Raw genomic sequence first — 15,923 nt, forward strand, 5'->3', positions numbered from 1 at the left:
CCCGTCCGACCTTCTCTCAGCCTGGCAACCAGCGACCTGACCGGGACGGACCGGTCGTCAGTCAGCGGGGCGGCTCCACGGCCCCGGCCGGCTACGGGGCCCAGAGCGTGTCGACGGGCAGGCGTCCTTTTCTCACGTTCCGGCCGGTGGTGGCGTCGGGGCCGGTTGTCGGGACGGGATGCGGCGGGTGAGGAACAGGGCAGCCAGGGCGATTACGGCGAGTAGCGACAGGGAGGCGCGCAGGCCGGCGATGCGGGCGTCCGCGTTGTCGGTGGTGATTGCCTCGGCGGTGTCCGGCGGAACGCCGGCCTCGTCGAGACGGGTCTTCAGGTCCTGGTCGGACAGGAAGGGTGCGCCTTCGGACAGCCGCACCTCGGCATGCGTGGCCAGGTCCGCCGGCACGGCGGGATCCTGCTGGACGCCGGTGAGGAACGACGTGGTCAGCGCGGAGACGAGCACCGCGCCGGCCGCCGCGGTGCCGATCGAGGCGCCCAGGTTCGTCACCGTGTTCTGCACCCCGCCGACCTCGCCGCTGCGCTCGTCGGCGACCGCGGACACGGTGACGCTGCCGAGCTGCGACGCGAGCGCGCCCACCCCGAGGCCCGCGAGCAGCATCGGCCACGTAACGATCTCCGGCCCAGCACCGACGTCGAGCGCGGCAATCATGATCGTTATACCGGCGAACAGGGCAAGGAAACCGCTCCGGACGACGCGCCGGGGCGAGGCCCGCGGGAAGGCCCGGGGGATGCCGACGGCGGCCACCAGCAGGGCGACGGACAACGGCAGCAGGCGGACGCCGGTCGCGACCGCCGAGAGCCCGAGTGCCACCGACAGGTACAGCGGCACCACGAAGAAGAGACCCGCCTGGAGCAGGTACTGGAAGAAGAACGAGGTGAGCCCGGCCCGCAGCGTCCGGTCACGCAGCAGCGCCGGGTCGAGCAGCGCGACGGCGTGCCGGGCGAGCCGGTGCTCCTGCCACCGGACGAAGAGCCACAGGATGGCCCCGCCGGCGAGGATCAGCCAGATCACGGGCGAGAGGCCCAGCCAGACGGGTGCGCCGGGCGCCGGCCGGACCAGCCCCCAGCTCCCCGACCGCAGGACGCCGTACACGACAAGAGCCAGGCCGGTCGCGGACAGCGCGGCGCCCACAAGATCGAGACGCCCGCCCGCCGCCGTCGTCGTCGTCGTCGCAGGCGTAGCCGCCATCCCCCGGGTCAGCCACAGGATGACGCCCACCACGAGGACCTCGCCGGCGAAAACCCAGCGCCAGGACAGATAGGTGGTGAACAGGCCGCCGACGAGCGGGCCCGCCGCGACCGCGATCGCGCCGGCGGCGGCGACCAGCCCGTAGGCGCGCGGCCGCTGCCCGGGCGGGAAGTTCGACGCGACGAGGGCGACGACCGCGGGCATGATCAGCGCAGCGCCGACCCCTTCGAGGAACGACCAGCCGAACATGAGGACGGCGAGGTTCCCGGCGACGGATGTCGTCAGCGACCCGCAGCCGTAGACGACACAGCCGAGGGTGAACACGCGCCGATGCCCGAGGATCTGCCCCAGCCTGCCTCCGGTGATCATGAATGCGGCCATCACCAGGGTGTAGAAGGTGATGGCGGTCTGGATTCCGGTCACCGTGGTACCGACGTCCGCGGCCACGGTGGCGATCGACACGTTCATGACCGAGCTGTCCAGGGTCATGAGGAACTGCGCCGCCGCCAGCGTGGGGAGAACGGCCCGGCCGGCCGCGACGGCCCCCGGCCCGGCCTCGGGGAGCCGGTTCCCGGCGGTCCGGCGGCGCGTCATCGTCCGCGCCCGCCCTGACGTCCGGTCATGTCAGGGCTCCCGGTTCCGGCCGCCGCGGCCGGTACCCCGTTTGGCACGCGTTCTGGCCGTGCGGTGGGTGGCCGGTTTCCGCGTCTCGTTGTGCCACATTCCGACGATCGCCCCTCCGGTGAGAACAACGCCAAAACCGATCAGCCAGGAAAGAATCGTGAAAACGACGCCGATGCTCCCGTAGTTCCGCTCGTTCGAGACGATGGACGCGGAAAAGGTCAGCCTGCTCACCACGCCCAGGCCGGTCAGGCCGACCGTCGTGAACGCAGCGGCCGGCCAGGCCTCGCGCCACCCGAGCCGGCCGAGAGTGAGCACTCTGACACCGGCCCAGACAAAGAACAACAGCCCCGCGGTGTTGAGCAGGCCGTAGCCGATCTGACCGGGAATGGTGCCGGTGAGCAGCGCCCCGGCGGCGGTGGTGCCGGCGAGAAAGACAATGAGCCCGCCGAGCCAGCCGACCTGGGCCGGGACGCCGCGAAGCCCGAGCGGCCGGAGCCCGAAAACCCTGACGTAGACGGACTGTACGGTCGTGGCCAGGCTCAGGCCGCCGAGAATCAGCCAGAGCGCGCCCAGTACCGACCAGCCGTTGCGGACCGTCCCGTCCTGTGGCGCGAAAAGCCGTTCGACGGCCTGCGCGGCCTCCTGATTCAGACCCATCCGCCTGATGATCACTTCTGCCGCGCCCCCGGAGCGCAGCGGTGACAACGCGGCCAGCGCGATGATGAACGGGAAGAACATCATCAGAATGAGCGCGGCGAGGTTCATCGCGCCGTTGATCAGATCACCCTGACGCAGCCTGGACGCCAGATCCTCCGCCGCGCCGCCCCGCAGCCGCGCCCGGACGCGCCGGACAGCCGTCGCCATCCGCCCGGACAGCCGCCGCACCCGGTCCGCGGCGGCACCGCCGGCGCCACGGACGCCGCTGGCTCCGCTGGCTCCGCCGGTACCGCCGGCACCGCCGGACGGCCGAGGGGCGCCTTCGGATGGCCGAGGGGTACGCCCCGCACCGCGCGCGCGTCGGCTCCTGGGCATGACCCCCTCCAGACCGCGCGTCCCCACCGCCGGCAGCCGCCGCGATCGTCCGCCAACCGACCAACCGACCGGCCGACCGGCCGACCAACCGGCCGGCCGGGCCGTGCACCTCAGCATCTCGGCACGTGGGCGTCCTCGCACCTCCGGCGCATCCGAAAGCAGCGGAAGGTGCTCCTCGCGGCAAAGGCACCCGATTCCCGGCACGGCACACGGGTGTCGCTGTCACGGTTTGGCCGCCGACCGCAAAATTCGTCGGTCTCAACCGGGTTGACCCGTCATGGACGAGGACGGGAGGCGGTGCGCGTGGCGCGGGCCGAAGCTGGCGGTGGACCCGGACGCCGGGGTGAAACCCTCAGCCCCAGTCCTCCCAGGGAGGTCCGGCCGCGAGCAGGGAGGCCCGCTGCCAAATAAGCAAATACTGAGACCCCCCCCCCGAGAAGTCGCTGTTCCGGCGGGAACGCTGGGCGTCGTGGCGGCGGTAACGCAACGTCGGGACGTCGAGCAGAACGCCGGTGGCGAGCGCGGAGCCGGCGATCAGGGTCGCGGTGTCCTCGACGCCGCGCAGCGCGGCCCATCCCCCGACGGCGAGAAGCAGGTTCCGCCGCCACATCACCCCTGCCGGATGTACGGGTGGCAGCGTGCGGTCGGGCAGGGCGGACGCCCAGGCGACGGCGAGCGCTCCGCGTGCCAGCGGTCCGGCGGGCACGGCCAGCGGCATGGTGCGCAGGGTCCCGTCAGCGTGCAGGTCGCGGGCGTGGCCGACCGCGTAGCCGGCGTGGGCGTGGGTGGCGAGCGCGCCGCTGAGGGCGGCGAGCGCGCCGGGTTCGAGCTCGTCATCGGCGTCGAGGTTCTGCACCAGCGGCGCGGTGCACGAGCCGAGGGCGATGTTGCGGGTGACCGCGGGGCCTTCCTCGGTGCCGTGCGCGGCGATCCGGACCCGGCCGTCGTCCGCCGCTCCGCAGGCGGCCAGCGCGTCGAGAACCTCCCCGGGAGGCCCGTCGACCTGGACCCGCCACGTCCAGTGGGGATGGTGCTGGCGGTGCAGCGAGTCCCACGCCGCCGGCAGGTATCCGGCGTACTCGGCGTGTGCCGCGGTGACCACATCCACCCACATGTTCGCAATATGTATCAGTCCGAGCCGAATTCGTGTGATAGATATGCCGATGAGATCCAGCGGAGGGGGCACATGGACGTCGCATCGATCAACACGCGACTCGGTCGGGTGGCCTCGGCCGACTCCCGCGAGCTGGACCGGGTCTGCGAGGAGGTCGCCGCCGAACTGATCGACGCGGACGTCGAGCCCCCCTTCCGCGTCCCGTCGGCGGACTTCGCCACCGACCCCTGGCTGATCTGCGCCGACCGGTACTGGCGCCGCCGGCTGCTCCACCAGCCCACCGTCGAGGTCGCGGCCCGCTGCGCCCGCTGGCTACACGACCACACCGACCCGCCCGTCCGCCCGGACATCATCGAGAAGTGGTCGCTGGGCTACGCCTTCATCACCAAGGACACCGTCGAGTCCCGCCACGACCTCACCCTCGCCACCGGCCGGATCGTCGAGACCTTCCAGGGCTCCACCGACATCTGTTACTTCGCCACGCTTTACCACGCCGGCAAGCTGCGCGCGAACTTCTGGTTCGACGAACTCCACCAGTTCCTCGAGTCCTCCCTGCTCGCCGTCGCCGCCGGCCAGCACCGCGACGACCCGCTGTTCACGGGTCTACGCGCGTTCGCCGCCTTCGGCAGCCGCACCATCACCACCAGTCACGCGCTCGAGCTCCTCGACACCGCCTGGAGCGCGGCGCCCCGCTCCCGCGCCGTCGTCGACGTCTGCCTCAACGCCCTGTGGGCCGCCCCGCCGTTCCCCGGCCAGGGCGAACAGCTGCGCCGGCACGCCGCCGAGGCCGTCGCGGAGTACCCCGACGACCACCTCTTCCGGTTCCGCCTCGCCAGCGGACAACGCATGTGCGGCGACTACACCGACGCGCTGGCCACCATCGACACCGCGCTGCGGCTCCTGCCCGCGATCGGCGCCAGGATCAGCCACGAACTGCTCCAGGGACAGTACCTGCGGGAGCGGGCGACGATCCTGGAAGGGCTCGACCGCGCCGCCTGGACCAGCGACCAGCAGACCCGCTGGCTCGACCAGGACACCGCCAACCGGGACCTCCGCCGGACCCTCCAGACCTCCGCCATCCGCGCCGTCGAACTCGTCACCGTCTTCACCGCGGCCATCGCGTTCGCCGTCGGCTCACTCCAGATCACCCTCACCGGCACCCTGCCCCTGCGCGACCGCGCGTTCCTCCTCGTCCTCCTCGGCGCCGGCCTCCTGCTGTTCGCCCTCCTGACAGTCGCCGGCACCTGGATCATCACCGGCCGTCACCACCCCGGCCCCCGCACCACCCCACCCGACCCCGGCGGCACCCAGCGTTAGAAGCCGTCTGCCGCTTTCGCCAAATCGGGTCGGCGGACATCGAAGGATGTGAGTTTTAGTGCTGCTGGACAGCACTGGACTCACATCCTTCGGCCTCGGGGACCGCCAGCTTGGGCCGGAGCGCTCCGGCCCACCCGGCTCCGCCGTGACAGGGCCGCCCCGGAAACGCCGGAACGTCAGACCCGTCGCGGTCATGCCCGCGAAACGACCGTGACCATGTTCGCGGAACGACCGTGACCATGACTTCAAACCGACCGCGATCATGGTCGCGGAACGATCGTGATCATGGCGTTAAACTGACCATGACCATGCGTGTGGCCGACCGGAGGAGGGTGGGATGACAGCCGGGCTGCCGGCTGCTGGCCTTTTCCCGAGACATGCCACGGACATCGCGGAACTGGTCCCGCTCCGACGCCGGACCTTCGTCCCGGCGGCACAGGTGCTCGCGATGTTCGCGCACGAGGCGCCACTCGACTCCGACCGGTTCTTCGCCGACCTCGACGGTGTCGTCGATCAGGGGCTCCTGGGTGAGTGAGCGCCCCAAACACCACAGCCGGCGCCTTCAGCTCGCCGGAGGAAAAACCGCCGCGGAACGGGCATCCATTCGATCCATGAGCCTGGCTGGGGCCGGGTCCTGCGGCATGCTTCGCCGTGCGTGTGATCGTGACCTGGCGCCTTGCGCGCCACCTCTACCGTGTCGACCGCCTGTTGCGCCATCGCGGCAACCACCGACGCCTACGCTGCGTGATAGCGTCATCGCGCGGAAGGATGGCGGCGTCCTCGATACCGGCCGCCGGTACACGTTGGCCCCGAGGACCGGCAAGAACCTCGAAACGAAAGCCGGCTCCACGGACACCTCATCTGGGAACTGACTGGTTTGACCGCTTGTGCGCAAACCCTGAGCGGAGTCCGCTTATCCGAAGACATGAGCCTTCTCCTGCTTCAGGGATGACCCCTGGCCATGTGGCGCTCAGGGAGCGCCCGGCTCGTATCCGAGCGGTTTATGCGCTTCCGCGCGTCCTATCCGCTTTGCCGCGACGAAGAAAAAGACCATGAAAATGCCGGGATCCCCGGCGGACAGCACGTGCCGGCCGTCCCACATGCTCGGTCGGCGACAGTGAGAGGACGGGCTTCGTGAGCCACCCGCAGGAAGACGGCACGATCAACGCGGTCACCGCGGCACAGTTGAGCCGGATCGCCGAAAGCGGCATCTATACCTCGGCCACCTCTCTCGACCCGGCCGCCGTCAACGTCGCACAGGCGCTGATCGCCACGCTGAGCGGCACGGCCGAGAAGGCGCTGCTGACCCCCGACCTCCAGAAGCTGACGGAGCAGGTGCGGCAGGCGGCGAGCGTCGACTTTCCCCGGATCACCGCCACCGACGGAGCACGGCTGTCGGCGCACACGATCAGGCTCAGGACCTCGGAACCCCGACCCGTGGTGATCGTGCCCTCGGGCTGGACGCCCTTCGGCTGGGCCCTGTTCGAGTACGCGTACCTCCAGCTGGCGCTGCGCGGCTACCACGTGCTGGCCTACACCCCGCGTGGAATCGGCTTCACCGGCAGCCCGTTCACCTCCGAGGGCACGATCGATGTGGCCGGGCCCGCGGACTGGGCCGATGGCTCAACCGTCATCGACTACGCCCAGCAGTACTTCGACCCGAGCCGAATCGCCTTCCTGGGCGAATCGTACGGTTCGGGTATCAGCCAGCTGGTCGCGGCGCACGATCCGGCGGGGCGCGTGGACGCGGTCGTGGCCCTGAGCACCTGGGGCGACCTGGCCGCGAGTCTCTACCAGCACGACACCCGGCATCTGGCGGCGGTGACCGCCCTGATCAACTTCACCGGCGGCCCGGTCGAGCAGAAGTTCGACGCTGCCACCCAGCAGATCCTGGCGGATTTCCAGGCCGGCCAGAACCTCGACGACGTGGTGGCGTGGGGCACGGAGCGGGCACCGTCGTCGTATGTCGAGCAGACCAATGCCCGCGGCATTCCCACGTTTTTCTCCCACACCTGGCACGAGACGCTGTTCCCGGGCAACCAGGTCGTCGAGCACTTCGACCGGCTGACCGTGCCGAAGCGGCTGAACCTGTGGATCGGCGACCACGCCGCACCCGAGGGCGCCGGCCTGACCATCCCGTTCAGCGGGCCGAACCTGCCGGTCGACGAGGCATTCGCCTGGCTGGACCACTATGTGGGCGGGCTCGCCAACGACGTACCCGGCTGGTCCCCGGTCAACAGCCAGATCATGTTCACCTACCGGACCAGCACCGATCCGCAGACCGGGAAGGACATCATCACCGAACCGGCCACCCGCGAGCCCAGGGCGTCCTGGGACGATGTCACCACCTCCGCCGAGCGGTGGTACCTGACCGCCACCGAGCCGGGCAGCCGTGACGGCGGTCTGCGCACCGCTCCGGAAACGGGCTGGACGCGGGAGTTCACCGCCGGGCAGCTGACCGAGGCCACCGCGGTGGACGCCATCATCACGACCGGCCAGGCCGAGTGGAATGGCAACCCGAAGAGCTACAACACGGACAAGTTCGACCGCCAGAACCTCGCGGTCTGGGCCAGCGCTCCGATCACGGCAGACAGCCACGGCAACGCGGCCCGCCGGATCCGAGGCATCCCCGAGCTCGCACTGACCGTGCGCAGCTCGGCCCGGTCCACGACCCTGGTGGCCTACCTGTTCGACGTCAGCTCTGACAACACGGCCCGCATCATCACGCACGAGCCCTACACACTCACCGACCTGGCTCCCGGGCAGGACCGCTACATCATCTGGAGGCTGCAGGCCGCCGGCTACGACCTGGCCCCGGGCCACCGGCTGATACTGGCCGTCACCAGCAAGGACCCGCTCTACTCGGACGCGAGCGTCGACGGCAGCACCACGACGATCAGCTCGCCCGACGACAGTCCCGCATACCTGACGTTGCCCCTGGGCTGACCCAGCAGCACCGCGGGCCCCTACCTGGACGAGTCGCACAGACTGATCGACCGGCTGCCCGAATCGCAGCGGCTCGGTTGACGCCCGCTGTCATCGCGATCGCTGAAAGACTTGGAACAGATGCCATAGCAACCCTTGATCGACACTTTTCCGTCGTGCGCCGGTGCCGGCGCCTCGGACGGCTAAATGATCATATAGTTGGTAGCCATGGCCCTTTATATGCAGATTGCTGATGATTTAGCTCGTCGTGTGCGGTCCGGGGAGTTGGCGGCGGGTGAGGAGTTGCCCGGCGTGCGGGAGTACGCCCGGACTCTGGGAACGACGTCGTCGACGGTGGTGCGGGCCTACCGCTATCTGGCGGATGCCGGAGTGATCACCATGGCGGACCGGCGGCGGGCGCGGGTCGCCGGTGAGGGTGCGATCGCCGCGGCGCGCCTATTGGAGCCAGAGAGGGTGTTCCGGCTGGCGGGCAGCGATGACCCGGCGCTGGGTGTCCTGCTTGACCGGCTCGGCGCGGCGGTCGTGCCGGTAGGGGCGCGGGGGAGTTTCCAGGGGCTGCGAGCGGTCGCGCGTGGCGAGGCCGATGGCGCGGTGATCCACCTGCGCCATCGGGATGGCGTGTACAACGAGGCGTTCGCGCGGGCGGTGCTGGGTCGCGACAAGCCGCGTCTTCTGCATCTGTGGCGGCGTGAGCAGGGGCTGATCGTCCCGGCGGGCAACCCACGGGGCCTGGCGTCCGCCGCCCAGCTCGGTGGTCTGCGGGTGGCCAGGCGTGAGTTGGGCGCGGGTACTCGGCTGCTGCTCGAACAGCTTCTACTCACCGACGGGGTCGCGCCGCACGAGATTGCCGGGCCCGAACTGCATTCGCATATGGAGATCGCGTTTGCCGTTGCCACGGGTATCGCCGATGTCGGTCTGGGGGTGCGGGCCGGGCTGGCGGATCTGGGGCTCGACTTCGTCCCGCTGCTGTGGGAGCCCTACGAGATCGCTCTTGGCCATGGCGCGTTGGGGGCGGTCCGACCGCTGATCGCCACACTTCGGGATCCGCTGTTCCAGCGATCTGTCGCAGATCTGGATGGCTATGACCTTCAGCACACTGCCACCGTCCGGCCGCTGGTCTCGGCCAATCGCTGAGCCGGTAATCCTTGCGATTGCTGGTTCGCTCAGTAGTAGCACAGACCGAAACTAATGATCAGTATATAGGGGACCCGCCAGGAAAAACAGTCTGCATCTGCGGGACCGCGTGTTGTCTGATCCCACCTGTGAATACTGAGACCAGTACAGCGCCAGCCGAAACCCCTGCCGAGACATCTATCGCCTCGGGGCGGCGGCCGTGGCTGACACCAGGTGTCGGAGGGATTGGGACGGCGAGCTTCCTCGCCGATGTCGGGCATGAGGTGCCGACCTCGCTGATGGCGAGCTTTGTCACCACGACCCTGGGCGCGCCGGCCGCGGCACTGGGCGCGATCGAAGGAGTGTCGGAAGGGCTGGCCGGGGCGGGCAGGTTCGTCGGCGGCGCGCTGGCGGACGATCCCGGCCGGCGGCGCGCGGTCGCGGTCGGCGGCTACACCACCACGGCGGTGTTCTCCGCACTGATCGGGGCGACCACCTCCGTAGCCCAGGCGGGGATGTTGCGGGCTGGCGCCTGGGCGGCCCGCGGACTGCGGGTACCGGCCCGCAACGCGCTGCTCGCCGACGTGGTGCCCGCCGTCGCCTACGGCCGAGCCTACGGGTTTGAACGGACCATGGACAACCTCGGCGCGATCATCGGCCCCTTGCTGGCGCTCGGCCTGGTGTCGCTGGTCAGCGTGCGCACCGCCATGCTGATCTCGCTCGTTCCCGGTCTGCTGGCGGCGCTCGCGATCGTCTACGCGATCCGGCAGGCAAAGCTGCCACGGGCCACCGAGCGGCGCCGGTTGCGGTTCCAGATCCGGCCGGTGCTGCGCGGGCAGCTCGGCCGAGTGCTGGCGGGGTTCACCGCCTTCGAGGTCGGCAACGTGGCGGGCACCCTGCTGATCCTGCGCGCCACCGATCTCCTGGCCGCCGGCCACGGCACGGACGCGGCCACCCGGATCGGGATCGCGCTGTACATCGCCTACAACATCGCCGCAACGGCCGCGTCCTTTCCCGCGGGCGGGCTGTCCGACCGGATCGGCCGTCACGGCCCGCTCCTGGTCACCGCCGTCGGAGTAGCGACGTTCCTGGTCTCCTACCTGCTGTTCGCGGTCGCCGGACCGGTGATCTGGCTGCTCGGCGTGGCCTTCGTGCTCGCCGGAATCGGGATCGGCTGCGCGGAGACCGCCGAACACGCGGCCGTCGCGGCCCTCGCGCCCGACGAGATCCGAGGATCGGCGTTCGGGCTGCTCGCCACCGTCCAAGCGGTCGGGAACCTCGCCGCGAACGTCGTCGCCGGCCTCCTGTACACCCTCGCCTCGCCCACCCTCGCCTTCAGCTATCTCGCGGCCTGGATGGTGCTCACGCTCGCCCTTCTCCTGTCGGTGACAGTGGCGCCGAGCGCCAGAAAAACAGCCTGATGCCCGCCATACACGGCCCCTCACCTCGCCGGAACCACGCAAGCCCCTCCGAGCCCCACCCGGCTCCGCCGTGGCAGGGCCGCTCCGGAAACGCCGGGACGTCAGACCGGTCACGGCCATGCCCGCGGAACGACCGCGATCATGCTCGCGGAACGACCGTGACCATGGCTTCAAACTGACCGCGGGCATGTGTTTGGGCCGGCCGGAGGAGGGCGGGATGGCAGTCGGGCAGCCGAGTCCTGACCTCTTCCCGAGGCATGCCACGGACCTTGTGTCGGCGGCGCTTGGAGACATCCGGGTGGTCGTCGGCGGCGCGCGGTAGGTCGGCAGGTCGGCAGGAGCACGCTCGCCCAGATCGTTCTACCCACCAAGATCGCAAGATGGGATGAGACAGGAGATGCCCACCCTGACAGGGCCACAAGGTCGTACGCCAGTGGATCTGGCGAGTCGGCCGCTGCCCGCGGCCGTATCCTGTGATCTGTGAGCATCTTGCGGGACGAGCTGCATAGATTGATTGACCGGCTGCCTGAATCGCAGGTGGCGCCGATCCTGGCTCTCGTGCGCGAGAGCACCCCGACCGAGGACGGCGGCGACGAGTGGCCGCTGCCAGACTTCGTGGGCGCGCTGTCCAGCGGCAAGGGCGACCTCGCGGCCCGCTCCGGCGAGATCCTGCGTGCGGAGATGGGACGCGAACCCGAGTGATCATCTGGGACACCGGCCCACTCGTCGCCGCCATCGACGCCGACGACAAAGATCACGCCCGGTGCGTCGCGCTCATGCGACGTACGCCCCGCCCGTTACTCGTTCCCTACCCCGTGCTCACCGAGGTCTGTTACCTGCTGGAGCGGGAGAAGGGTACCCATGCCGAAGCCGCGTTCCTGCGCTCTATCGGTACCGGACAGATCACCCTGATCCCGCTGGCAAAGACGGACATCGATCGGATTGTTGAACTGATCGAGAAATACGCGGACTTCCCTCTCGGCTCGGTTGACGCCGCTGTCATCGCGATCGCTGAAAGACTTGGAACAGATGCCATAGCAACCCTTGATCGACGGCACTTCTCCGTCGTGCGCCCCAGAAGCCCCGTCACGCTCCTACCGTAGCCGCGAGCCCCTCCCCTTCTCAGCGAACGAACGCTACGACCTTCACCTGATCGGGATCGAGAGGAGGGACTACCGATGACAACGATGAGATGGGACGACGTCAAACGCCAGGCCAAGCAGGCACGTGTCGCCGCCGGCCACCCGGTACCGCCTGCGCTGGGTGCCTGCTACAGGAGTGCGTCGAGTTCGTCAGGACGCAGTCCCGCCTGGCGGAGAACCGCTGCGAGCGTGCCACGCTTGATTGTGCTGTGGAGCGGCACGGTCACCCCGCGCCCGTTGTCCAGGTTGCGCATCACAACGTGGCTTCCCCTGCTCCGGACCTGCGTGAACCCGGCGTGCTCGAGCGCCTTGACCAGTCGCGCGCCGGACAGGACAGGAAGGCCGCTCAAGCCACACGCACCTGCACCGCGGTGGTCAGAGGGTGGACGTCAAGTGCGGCTCGATCCGCTGGCGTCGCGTCTTCGAGGTAGAGCTCGGCGGCTTCGCGAATGTTCGCCAGTGCCTCCTCCACGGTGTCGCCCTGGCTGATCACGCCCGGCAGCTCCACAATCTGGACGACATACCCACCGTCCAGGTCTGGCGTCAGTACCGCTGTGAGCAGTCTCGTCTCAGCCACGCAACGAGCGTACAGCGCCACGTGACGTCGATCCGCCAGAACGATCATTCCGGCAGAGCTCCCTGTCCGCCGCTGTCTACCGGTCCAGGTCCGGGCTGGCTTTCCTGCCGCTGTGTTCGGTGGCGGTTGACGGAGCTGATGTCAGGCGACGATGTAGCTCGAGTCGCCGAACTCGGCGGTGAGCTTCAACCGTCCGCCGAGAGCCTCGACGTAGGCGCGCAGGACCGACACCGACACCACATCCAGCTTTCCGCGTTCCACATCGGAGATGCGGGGACCGGATACGCTCATGGTTTCAGCGACCTCGCGTTGGGTCAGGGCGCGGCTGCGTCGGACCTCGGCCAGCCGGTAGGCGTGGATCTCGTCGTCGAGACGGCGCTGCCCGGCCTCACGGTCGGCGTCGGTCCGTACCGGGTGGCCGGCGGCGACACGTGCCTGCTCAGCCTGGTGTTTGACGTCGTCCCATCTCATCGTTGTCATCGGTAGTCCCTCCTCTCGATCTCGGTCAGATGAAGGTCGTAGCGTTCGTCCGCCGCGGGTATCGCGGTCTCATACCAGTGCTGCCAGTTGCCGGACTTGTCTCCGGCCACCAGCAGCACCGCACGGCGGACCGGGTCGAAGGCGAACAGGATTCGGATCTCGCTCGTGCCTGCCGAGCCAGGCCGTAGCTCTTTCATGTTGTGACGACGTGAGCCCTTGATCCGGTCGACCAGGGGCCGGCCGAGGGTCGGGCCTGCCCGTGGTACCTGTCATGCCGGTGCGACGTAGTGTCTCTCCGTCATCGGCAGTGACCTGCCGGGCGTAGGCGTCGAACTCCTCGATCGACGCGAACGACCGCAAGCGTCCCGCTGCCTCCACGAGCACTGTGTCGAGCCAGGCAGGTGGATCAACAAGTTCGACATCACGGAGCGCCGCCGGCAGCTCGGACTCGTCCATGTAGCCCTCCCCGCTGGATGACACAGGCCGCCTCACCCGGCACACGGTGCGCCCCTGGCAGGAATTCGCACCCACGTTGCGCGCCCTCGTGAGATACCGCGTGGATGATAGTCGCGCAGAGCGCGAAACCTGGGGTCCGGGGGTCGTCCCCCGGGTAGACATCACGTCCCTCGGCGAAGCCGATCAAAGATCGGCGAGCATGGCAAGCCGGCGGGTGCGCCGCCAGGGACTTGAACCCCGAACCCGCAGATTAAGAGGAAAGAGCGGTTCGTCCATCGATATCCGTAGATGTCCGTGGTGTCGGCGTGGCCTGCGCTCGCCGTCCACCGGTGTTCGTGCTCGTCCGTCGACGTGCGCCGGCTCGGGTACACGACCGGGTACATGACGTCGCCAACCTCATAGGCCTTGCCCTATACAGGCAAGAGCCTATAGTTAGGAGGTGCGCTGGATGTCCGGCTACTCGACGAGGTCGAGACGTGGCTGTTGAGCCTCGACGACAGTAGCTACGACCTGGTCGCCGCCGCGATCGACAAGCTCGCAGACGACGGCCCGGCTTTAGGCCGGCCTCTGGTCGACCTCATCAAGAGATCCCGACACCACAACATGAAAGAGCTACGCCCGGGATCATCCGGCTCGGGAGAGGTACGCATCCTGTTCGTGTTCGATCCACAACGACGGGCAGTACTGCTCGTCGGCGGTGACAAGTCCGGTGACTGGAGTGGCTGGTACACCCGAAATATCAAGATCGCCGATGATCGGTACGACGAGTGGTTGCGTAGTGAACATGGAAGCTGATCGGGAGGAGGCACACACGATGACAAGTACATGGAACCAGACACGAGCCAAGCGGCCTCCTAGGGAAGACAGAGTCGCGGAGCATCGTGCTCGTATGGACGCCGAGGTGCGCGCCTTCAGACTCCGAGAGATCCGCGAGGAGCAGGGCCTGACTCAAGTGGAGCTGGCCGAGCGCATGCACGTCAAGCAGCCGTCGGTCTCCGAGCTTGAACGCGGTGCGCTCGACCGCGCAGGACTGTCCACGATCAGGGCCTACGTGGAAGCTCTTGGCGGAAAGATCGAGATCGTCGCCGACTTCGGTGATCGCAGAGTCGTCCTCGGCTAGGGATGTGCCCAACGACTCGATGGATCCGCATCATCGCTGCCGGCCAGCAGGCTCGCGCAGCTACCCGAAGCAGATCAGCGGTTCCTCTCCAGATGACGGAATCGCTGGTCAGAACGGGTGCGCCGCCAGGGACTTGAACCCCGAACCCGCAGATTAAGAGTAGCAAGCGGACCGTCCGCCGATGTCCGTGGGCGTCCACCGTGTCGGCGTGACCTGCGCTCGCCGTCCACCGGTGTTCGTACTCGTCCGCCAACGTCCGCCGGCTTGGGTACAGCAGTGGGTACACCTGGACAGATCCCCACGTGTCGCTGAGATCAACATTACGAGCTTGGGAAACCTGTGAGTGACCGTTGCCGACCTGGGTTCGCATGTTCCGGCCCACTTCGCGGCGGTTCGATACCCGCCGTAGCTCCCCGTTCTGACCCGATTGTCACCGATGCCACGGACATACGAACGGCATGGCCGGCGCCCGTCGGCCACTTCCTGGCGCGTTGGGCGGTGATGGCATGCTTGACGGGTGGTCGACGGGGGTGACACGGGGGGCAATCCGCACTTCTTCGTGTCGTACACCCAGACGGATCGGGCGTGGGCGGAGTGGATCGCTTGGACGTTGGAAGATGCGGGTTACCGGGTGTTAATCCAGGCGTGGGATTTCGCGCCGGGGTCGAACTGGGTGTCGGGGATGCAGGAGGGTGTGATGCGGGCAGCGCGGACGATCGCGGTGCTGTCGGCGGACTATGCCCGGTCGGTGTACGGGGCGGCGGAGTGGCAGGCAGCGTGGGCGGCAGATCCGGCCGGGCAGGCCCGCAAGCTACTGGCGGTTCGGGTAACCGATTGTGATCGTCCGGAGTTATTGAACCAGATTGTCTCGATCGACCTGTTCGGGGTCGGCGAGGCGGCGGCGCGAGCGGAGTTGCTGCGGGCGGCTGGACTGGCGGTGTCGGGCGAGCGGGGCAAGCCGGTGTCAGCGCCGCCGTTCCCACCGATGCTGCGAGCTATCACAGGGCCGGTGTCGTTTCCGAGTGGGTTACCGACGGTGTCGTCGGAACCGTGGCCGCAGAACCCAAATCTCACTGGCCAAGGTGGTCTACTCAATGGCTCCTGGGCGCGGGACATAAAGGAACTCTACGAGGTACGCGAATATATTGATCGAACCGTACTTATTGAGTTTCAGCGCCGAATTCTCGAAACCCGCTTTCGCTCTCCCAATGAACAAGGTGACAGTATACATGTAGGAGATTTGAGTGAGTGAGCCGAGTCGGATTGGAGTATTCGATCAGATTTTGCTATTGACTAATAAAGCTGTCCGTCTGGTAAAGGTGGGTAGATTCAACGAAGCACTAGATTCCGCTTTGGAAGTAGAACGGCTTCTTAA

General features: G+C 68.3%; 16 protein-coding genes and 1 pseudogene. 10 read left to right on the top strand and 7 right to left on the bottom strand.

What is annotated here, in order from left to right:
• Window positions 1–132: 132 nt before the first annotated feature.
• From AC5LSR_RS09140 to AC5LSR_RS09150, 3 genes are all read right to left on the bottom strand, one after another.
• Window positions 133–1,800, bottom strand: a complete 1,668-nt coding sequence (locus AC5LSR_RS09140) for an MFS transporter (protein ID WP_250285188.1) — start codon at window positions 1,798–1,800, stop codon at window positions 133–135.
• 30 nt (window positions 1,801–1,830) lie between these two features.
• Window positions 1,831–2,694, bottom strand: a complete 864-nt coding sequence (locus AC5LSR_RS09145) for a YihY/virulence factor BrkB family protein (RefSeq protein ID WP_250285189.1) — start codon at window positions 2,692–2,694, stop codon at window positions 1,831–1,833.
• A 520-nt stretch (window positions 2,695–3,214) separates the two neighbouring features.
• On the bottom strand, window positions 3,215–3,976 hold the full coding sequence (locus tag AC5LSR_RS09150; protein WP_493464781.1) for a glycosyltransferase: 762 nt from the start codon (window positions 3,974–3,976) through the stop codon (window positions 3,215–3,217).
• Window positions 3,977–4,048: 72 nt separating this feature from the next.
• Between AC5LSR_RS09150 and AC5LSR_RS09155 the strand changes: the two genes are divergently transcribed.
• From AC5LSR_RS09155 to AC5LSR_RS09185, 7 genes are all read left to right on the top strand, one after another.
• Window positions 4,049–5,293 carry a hypothetical protein gene (locus AC5LSR_RS09155; RefSeq protein ID WP_250285191.1) on the top strand — a complete coding sequence of 415 codons (1,245 nt, stop codon included), beginning with the start codon at window positions 4,049–4,051 and terminating at the stop codon, window positions 5,291–5,293.
• Window positions 5,294–5,630: 337 nt separating this feature from the next.
• Window positions 5,631–5,828, top strand: coding sequence for a hypothetical protein (locus AC5LSR_RS09160; protein WP_235433839.1), 198 nt, complete (start codon window positions 5,631–5,633; stop codon window positions 5,826–5,828).
• Window positions 5,829–6,427: 599 nt separating this feature from the next.
• Window positions 6,428–8,239, top strand: a complete 1,812-nt coding sequence (locus tag AC5LSR_RS09165; protein ID WP_250285192.1) for an alpha/beta fold hydrolase — start codon at window positions 6,428–6,430, stop codon at window positions 8,237–8,239.
• Window positions 8,240–8,458: 219 nt separating this feature from the next.
• Window positions 8,459–9,373, top strand: coding sequence for a substrate-binding domain-containing protein (locus AC5LSR_RS09170; RefSeq protein WP_250285199.1), 915 nt, complete (start codon window positions 8,459–8,461; stop codon window positions 9,371–9,373).
• A 278-nt stretch (window positions 9,374–9,651) separates the two neighbouring features.
• Entirely contained in the window at window positions 9,652–10,773 is a 1,122-nt protein-coding gene (locus tag AC5LSR_RS09175; protein ID WP_250285193.1) for an MFS transporter, read from the top strand.
• A gap of 480 nt (window positions 10,774–11,253) precedes the next feature.
• Window positions 11,254–11,475, top strand: a complete 222-nt coding sequence (locus AC5LSR_RS09180) for a hypothetical protein (RefSeq protein WP_047221661.1) — start codon at window positions 11,254–11,256, stop codon at window positions 11,473–11,475.
• A complete protein-coding gene (locus tag AC5LSR_RS09185) occupies window positions 11,472–11,876 on the top strand; it encodes a type II toxin-antitoxin system VapC family toxin (protein ID WP_047221660.1) in 405 nt (134 codons plus the stop codon). Before AC5LSR_RS09180 ends, AC5LSR_RS09185 begins: the two co-directional genes overlap by 4 nt.
• Before the next feature lie 167 nt (window positions 11,877–12,043).
• On the opposite strand, the gene AC5LSR_RS09190 is transcribed toward AC5LSR_RS09185, so the two are convergent.
• From AC5LSR_RS09190 to AC5LSR_RS09205, 4 genes and pseudogenes are all read right to left on the bottom strand, one after another.
• A complete protein-coding gene (locus AC5LSR_RS09190; RefSeq protein ID WP_250285194.1) occupies window positions 12,044–12,265 on the bottom strand; it encodes a type II toxin-antitoxin system HicA family toxin in 222 nt (73 codons plus the stop codon).
• Window positions 12,262–12,540 carry a type II toxin-antitoxin system HicB family antitoxin gene (locus tag AC5LSR_RS09195; RefSeq protein WP_250285195.1) on the bottom strand — a complete coding sequence of 93 codons (279 nt, stop codon included), beginning with the start codon at window positions 12,538–12,540 and terminating at the stop codon, window positions 12,262–12,264. The genes AC5LSR_RS09190 and AC5LSR_RS09195 overlap by 4 nt, the downstream gene beginning before the upstream one ends.
• Before the next feature lie 93 nt (window positions 12,541–12,633).
• Window positions 12,634–12,972, bottom strand: a complete 339-nt coding sequence (locus AC5LSR_RS09200; protein ID WP_250285196.1) for an XRE family transcriptional regulator — start codon at window positions 12,970–12,972, stop codon at window positions 12,634–12,636.
• A pseudogene (locus AC5LSR_RS09205) lies at window positions 12,969–13,220 on the bottom strand (type II toxin-antitoxin system RelE/ParE family toxin); the annotation flags it as partial. The pseudogene AC5LSR_RS09205 and the gene AC5LSR_RS09200, both read right to left, overlap by 4 nt.
• 691 nt (window positions 13,221–13,911) lie before the next feature.
• On the opposite strand from AC5LSR_RS09205, the gene AC5LSR_RS09210 reads away from it, so the two are divergent.
• From AC5LSR_RS09210 to AC5LSR_RS09220, 3 genes are all read left to right on the top strand, one after another.
• On the top strand, window positions 13,912–14,223 hold the full coding sequence (locus tag AC5LSR_RS09210; protein ID WP_250285197.1) for a type II toxin-antitoxin system RelE/ParE family toxin: 312 nt from the start codon (window positions 13,912–13,914) through the stop codon (window positions 14,221–14,223).
• A gap of 106 nt (window positions 14,224–14,329) precedes the next feature.
• The gene (locus tag AC5LSR_RS09215) at window positions 14,330–14,548 is read left to right on the top strand and encodes a helix-turn-helix domain-containing protein (protein WP_235433281.1); all 219 of its coding nucleotides are present in this window, start codon (window positions 14,330–14,332) and stop codon (window positions 14,546–14,548) included.
• A gap of 517 nt (window positions 14,549–15,065) precedes the next feature.
• Entirely contained in the window at window positions 15,066–15,800 is a 735-nt protein-coding gene (locus tag AC5LSR_RS09220) for a toll/interleukin-1 receptor domain-containing protein (RefSeq protein WP_250285198.1), read from the top strand.
• The last annotated feature ends 123 nt before the right edge of the window (window positions 15,801–15,923 follow it).

The organism is Protofrankia sp. CiP1_Cm_nod4, assembly GCF_982290645.1.

Excerpts from the sequence above, each read along its gene's own strand:
- AC5LSR_RS09150 (WP_493464781.1), bottom strand. The coding sequence starts at position 3,976 with ATGTGGGTGGATGTGGTCACCGCGGCACACGCCGAGTACGCCGGATAC.
- AC5LSR_RS09200 (WP_250285196.1), bottom strand. The coding sequence starts at position 12,972 with ATGACAACGATGAGATGGGACGACGTCAAACACCAGGCTGAGCAGGCA.
- AC5LSR_RS09170 (WP_250285199.1), top strand. The coding sequence starts at position 8,459 with ATGCAGATTGCTGATGATTTAGCTCGTCGTGTGCGGTCCGGGGAGTTG.
- AC5LSR_RS09155 (WP_250285191.1), top strand. The coding sequence starts at position 4,049 with ATGGACGTCGCATCGATCAACACGCGACTCGGTCGGGTGGCCTCGGCC.
- AC5LSR_RS09140 (WP_250285188.1), bottom strand. The coding sequence starts at position 1,800 with ATGACGCGCCGCCGGACCGCCGGGAACCGGCTCCCCGAGGCCGGGCCG.
- AC5LSR_RS09195 (WP_250285195.1), bottom strand. The coding sequence starts at position 12,540 with ATGATCGTTCTGGCGGATCGACGTCACGTGGCGCTGTACGCTCGTTGC.
- AC5LSR_RS09160 (WP_235433839.1), top strand. The coding sequence starts at position 5,631 with ATGACAGCCGGGCTGCCGGCTGCTGGCCTTTTCCCGAGACATGCCACG.
- AC5LSR_RS09145 (WP_250285189.1), bottom strand. The coding sequence starts at position 2,694 with ATGGCGACGGCTGTCCGGCGCGTCCGGGCGCGGCTGCGGGGCGGCGCG.
- AC5LSR_RS09175 (WP_250285193.1), top strand. The coding sequence starts at position 9,652 with ATGGCGAGCTTTGTCACCACGACCCTGGGCGCGCCGGCCGCGGCACTG.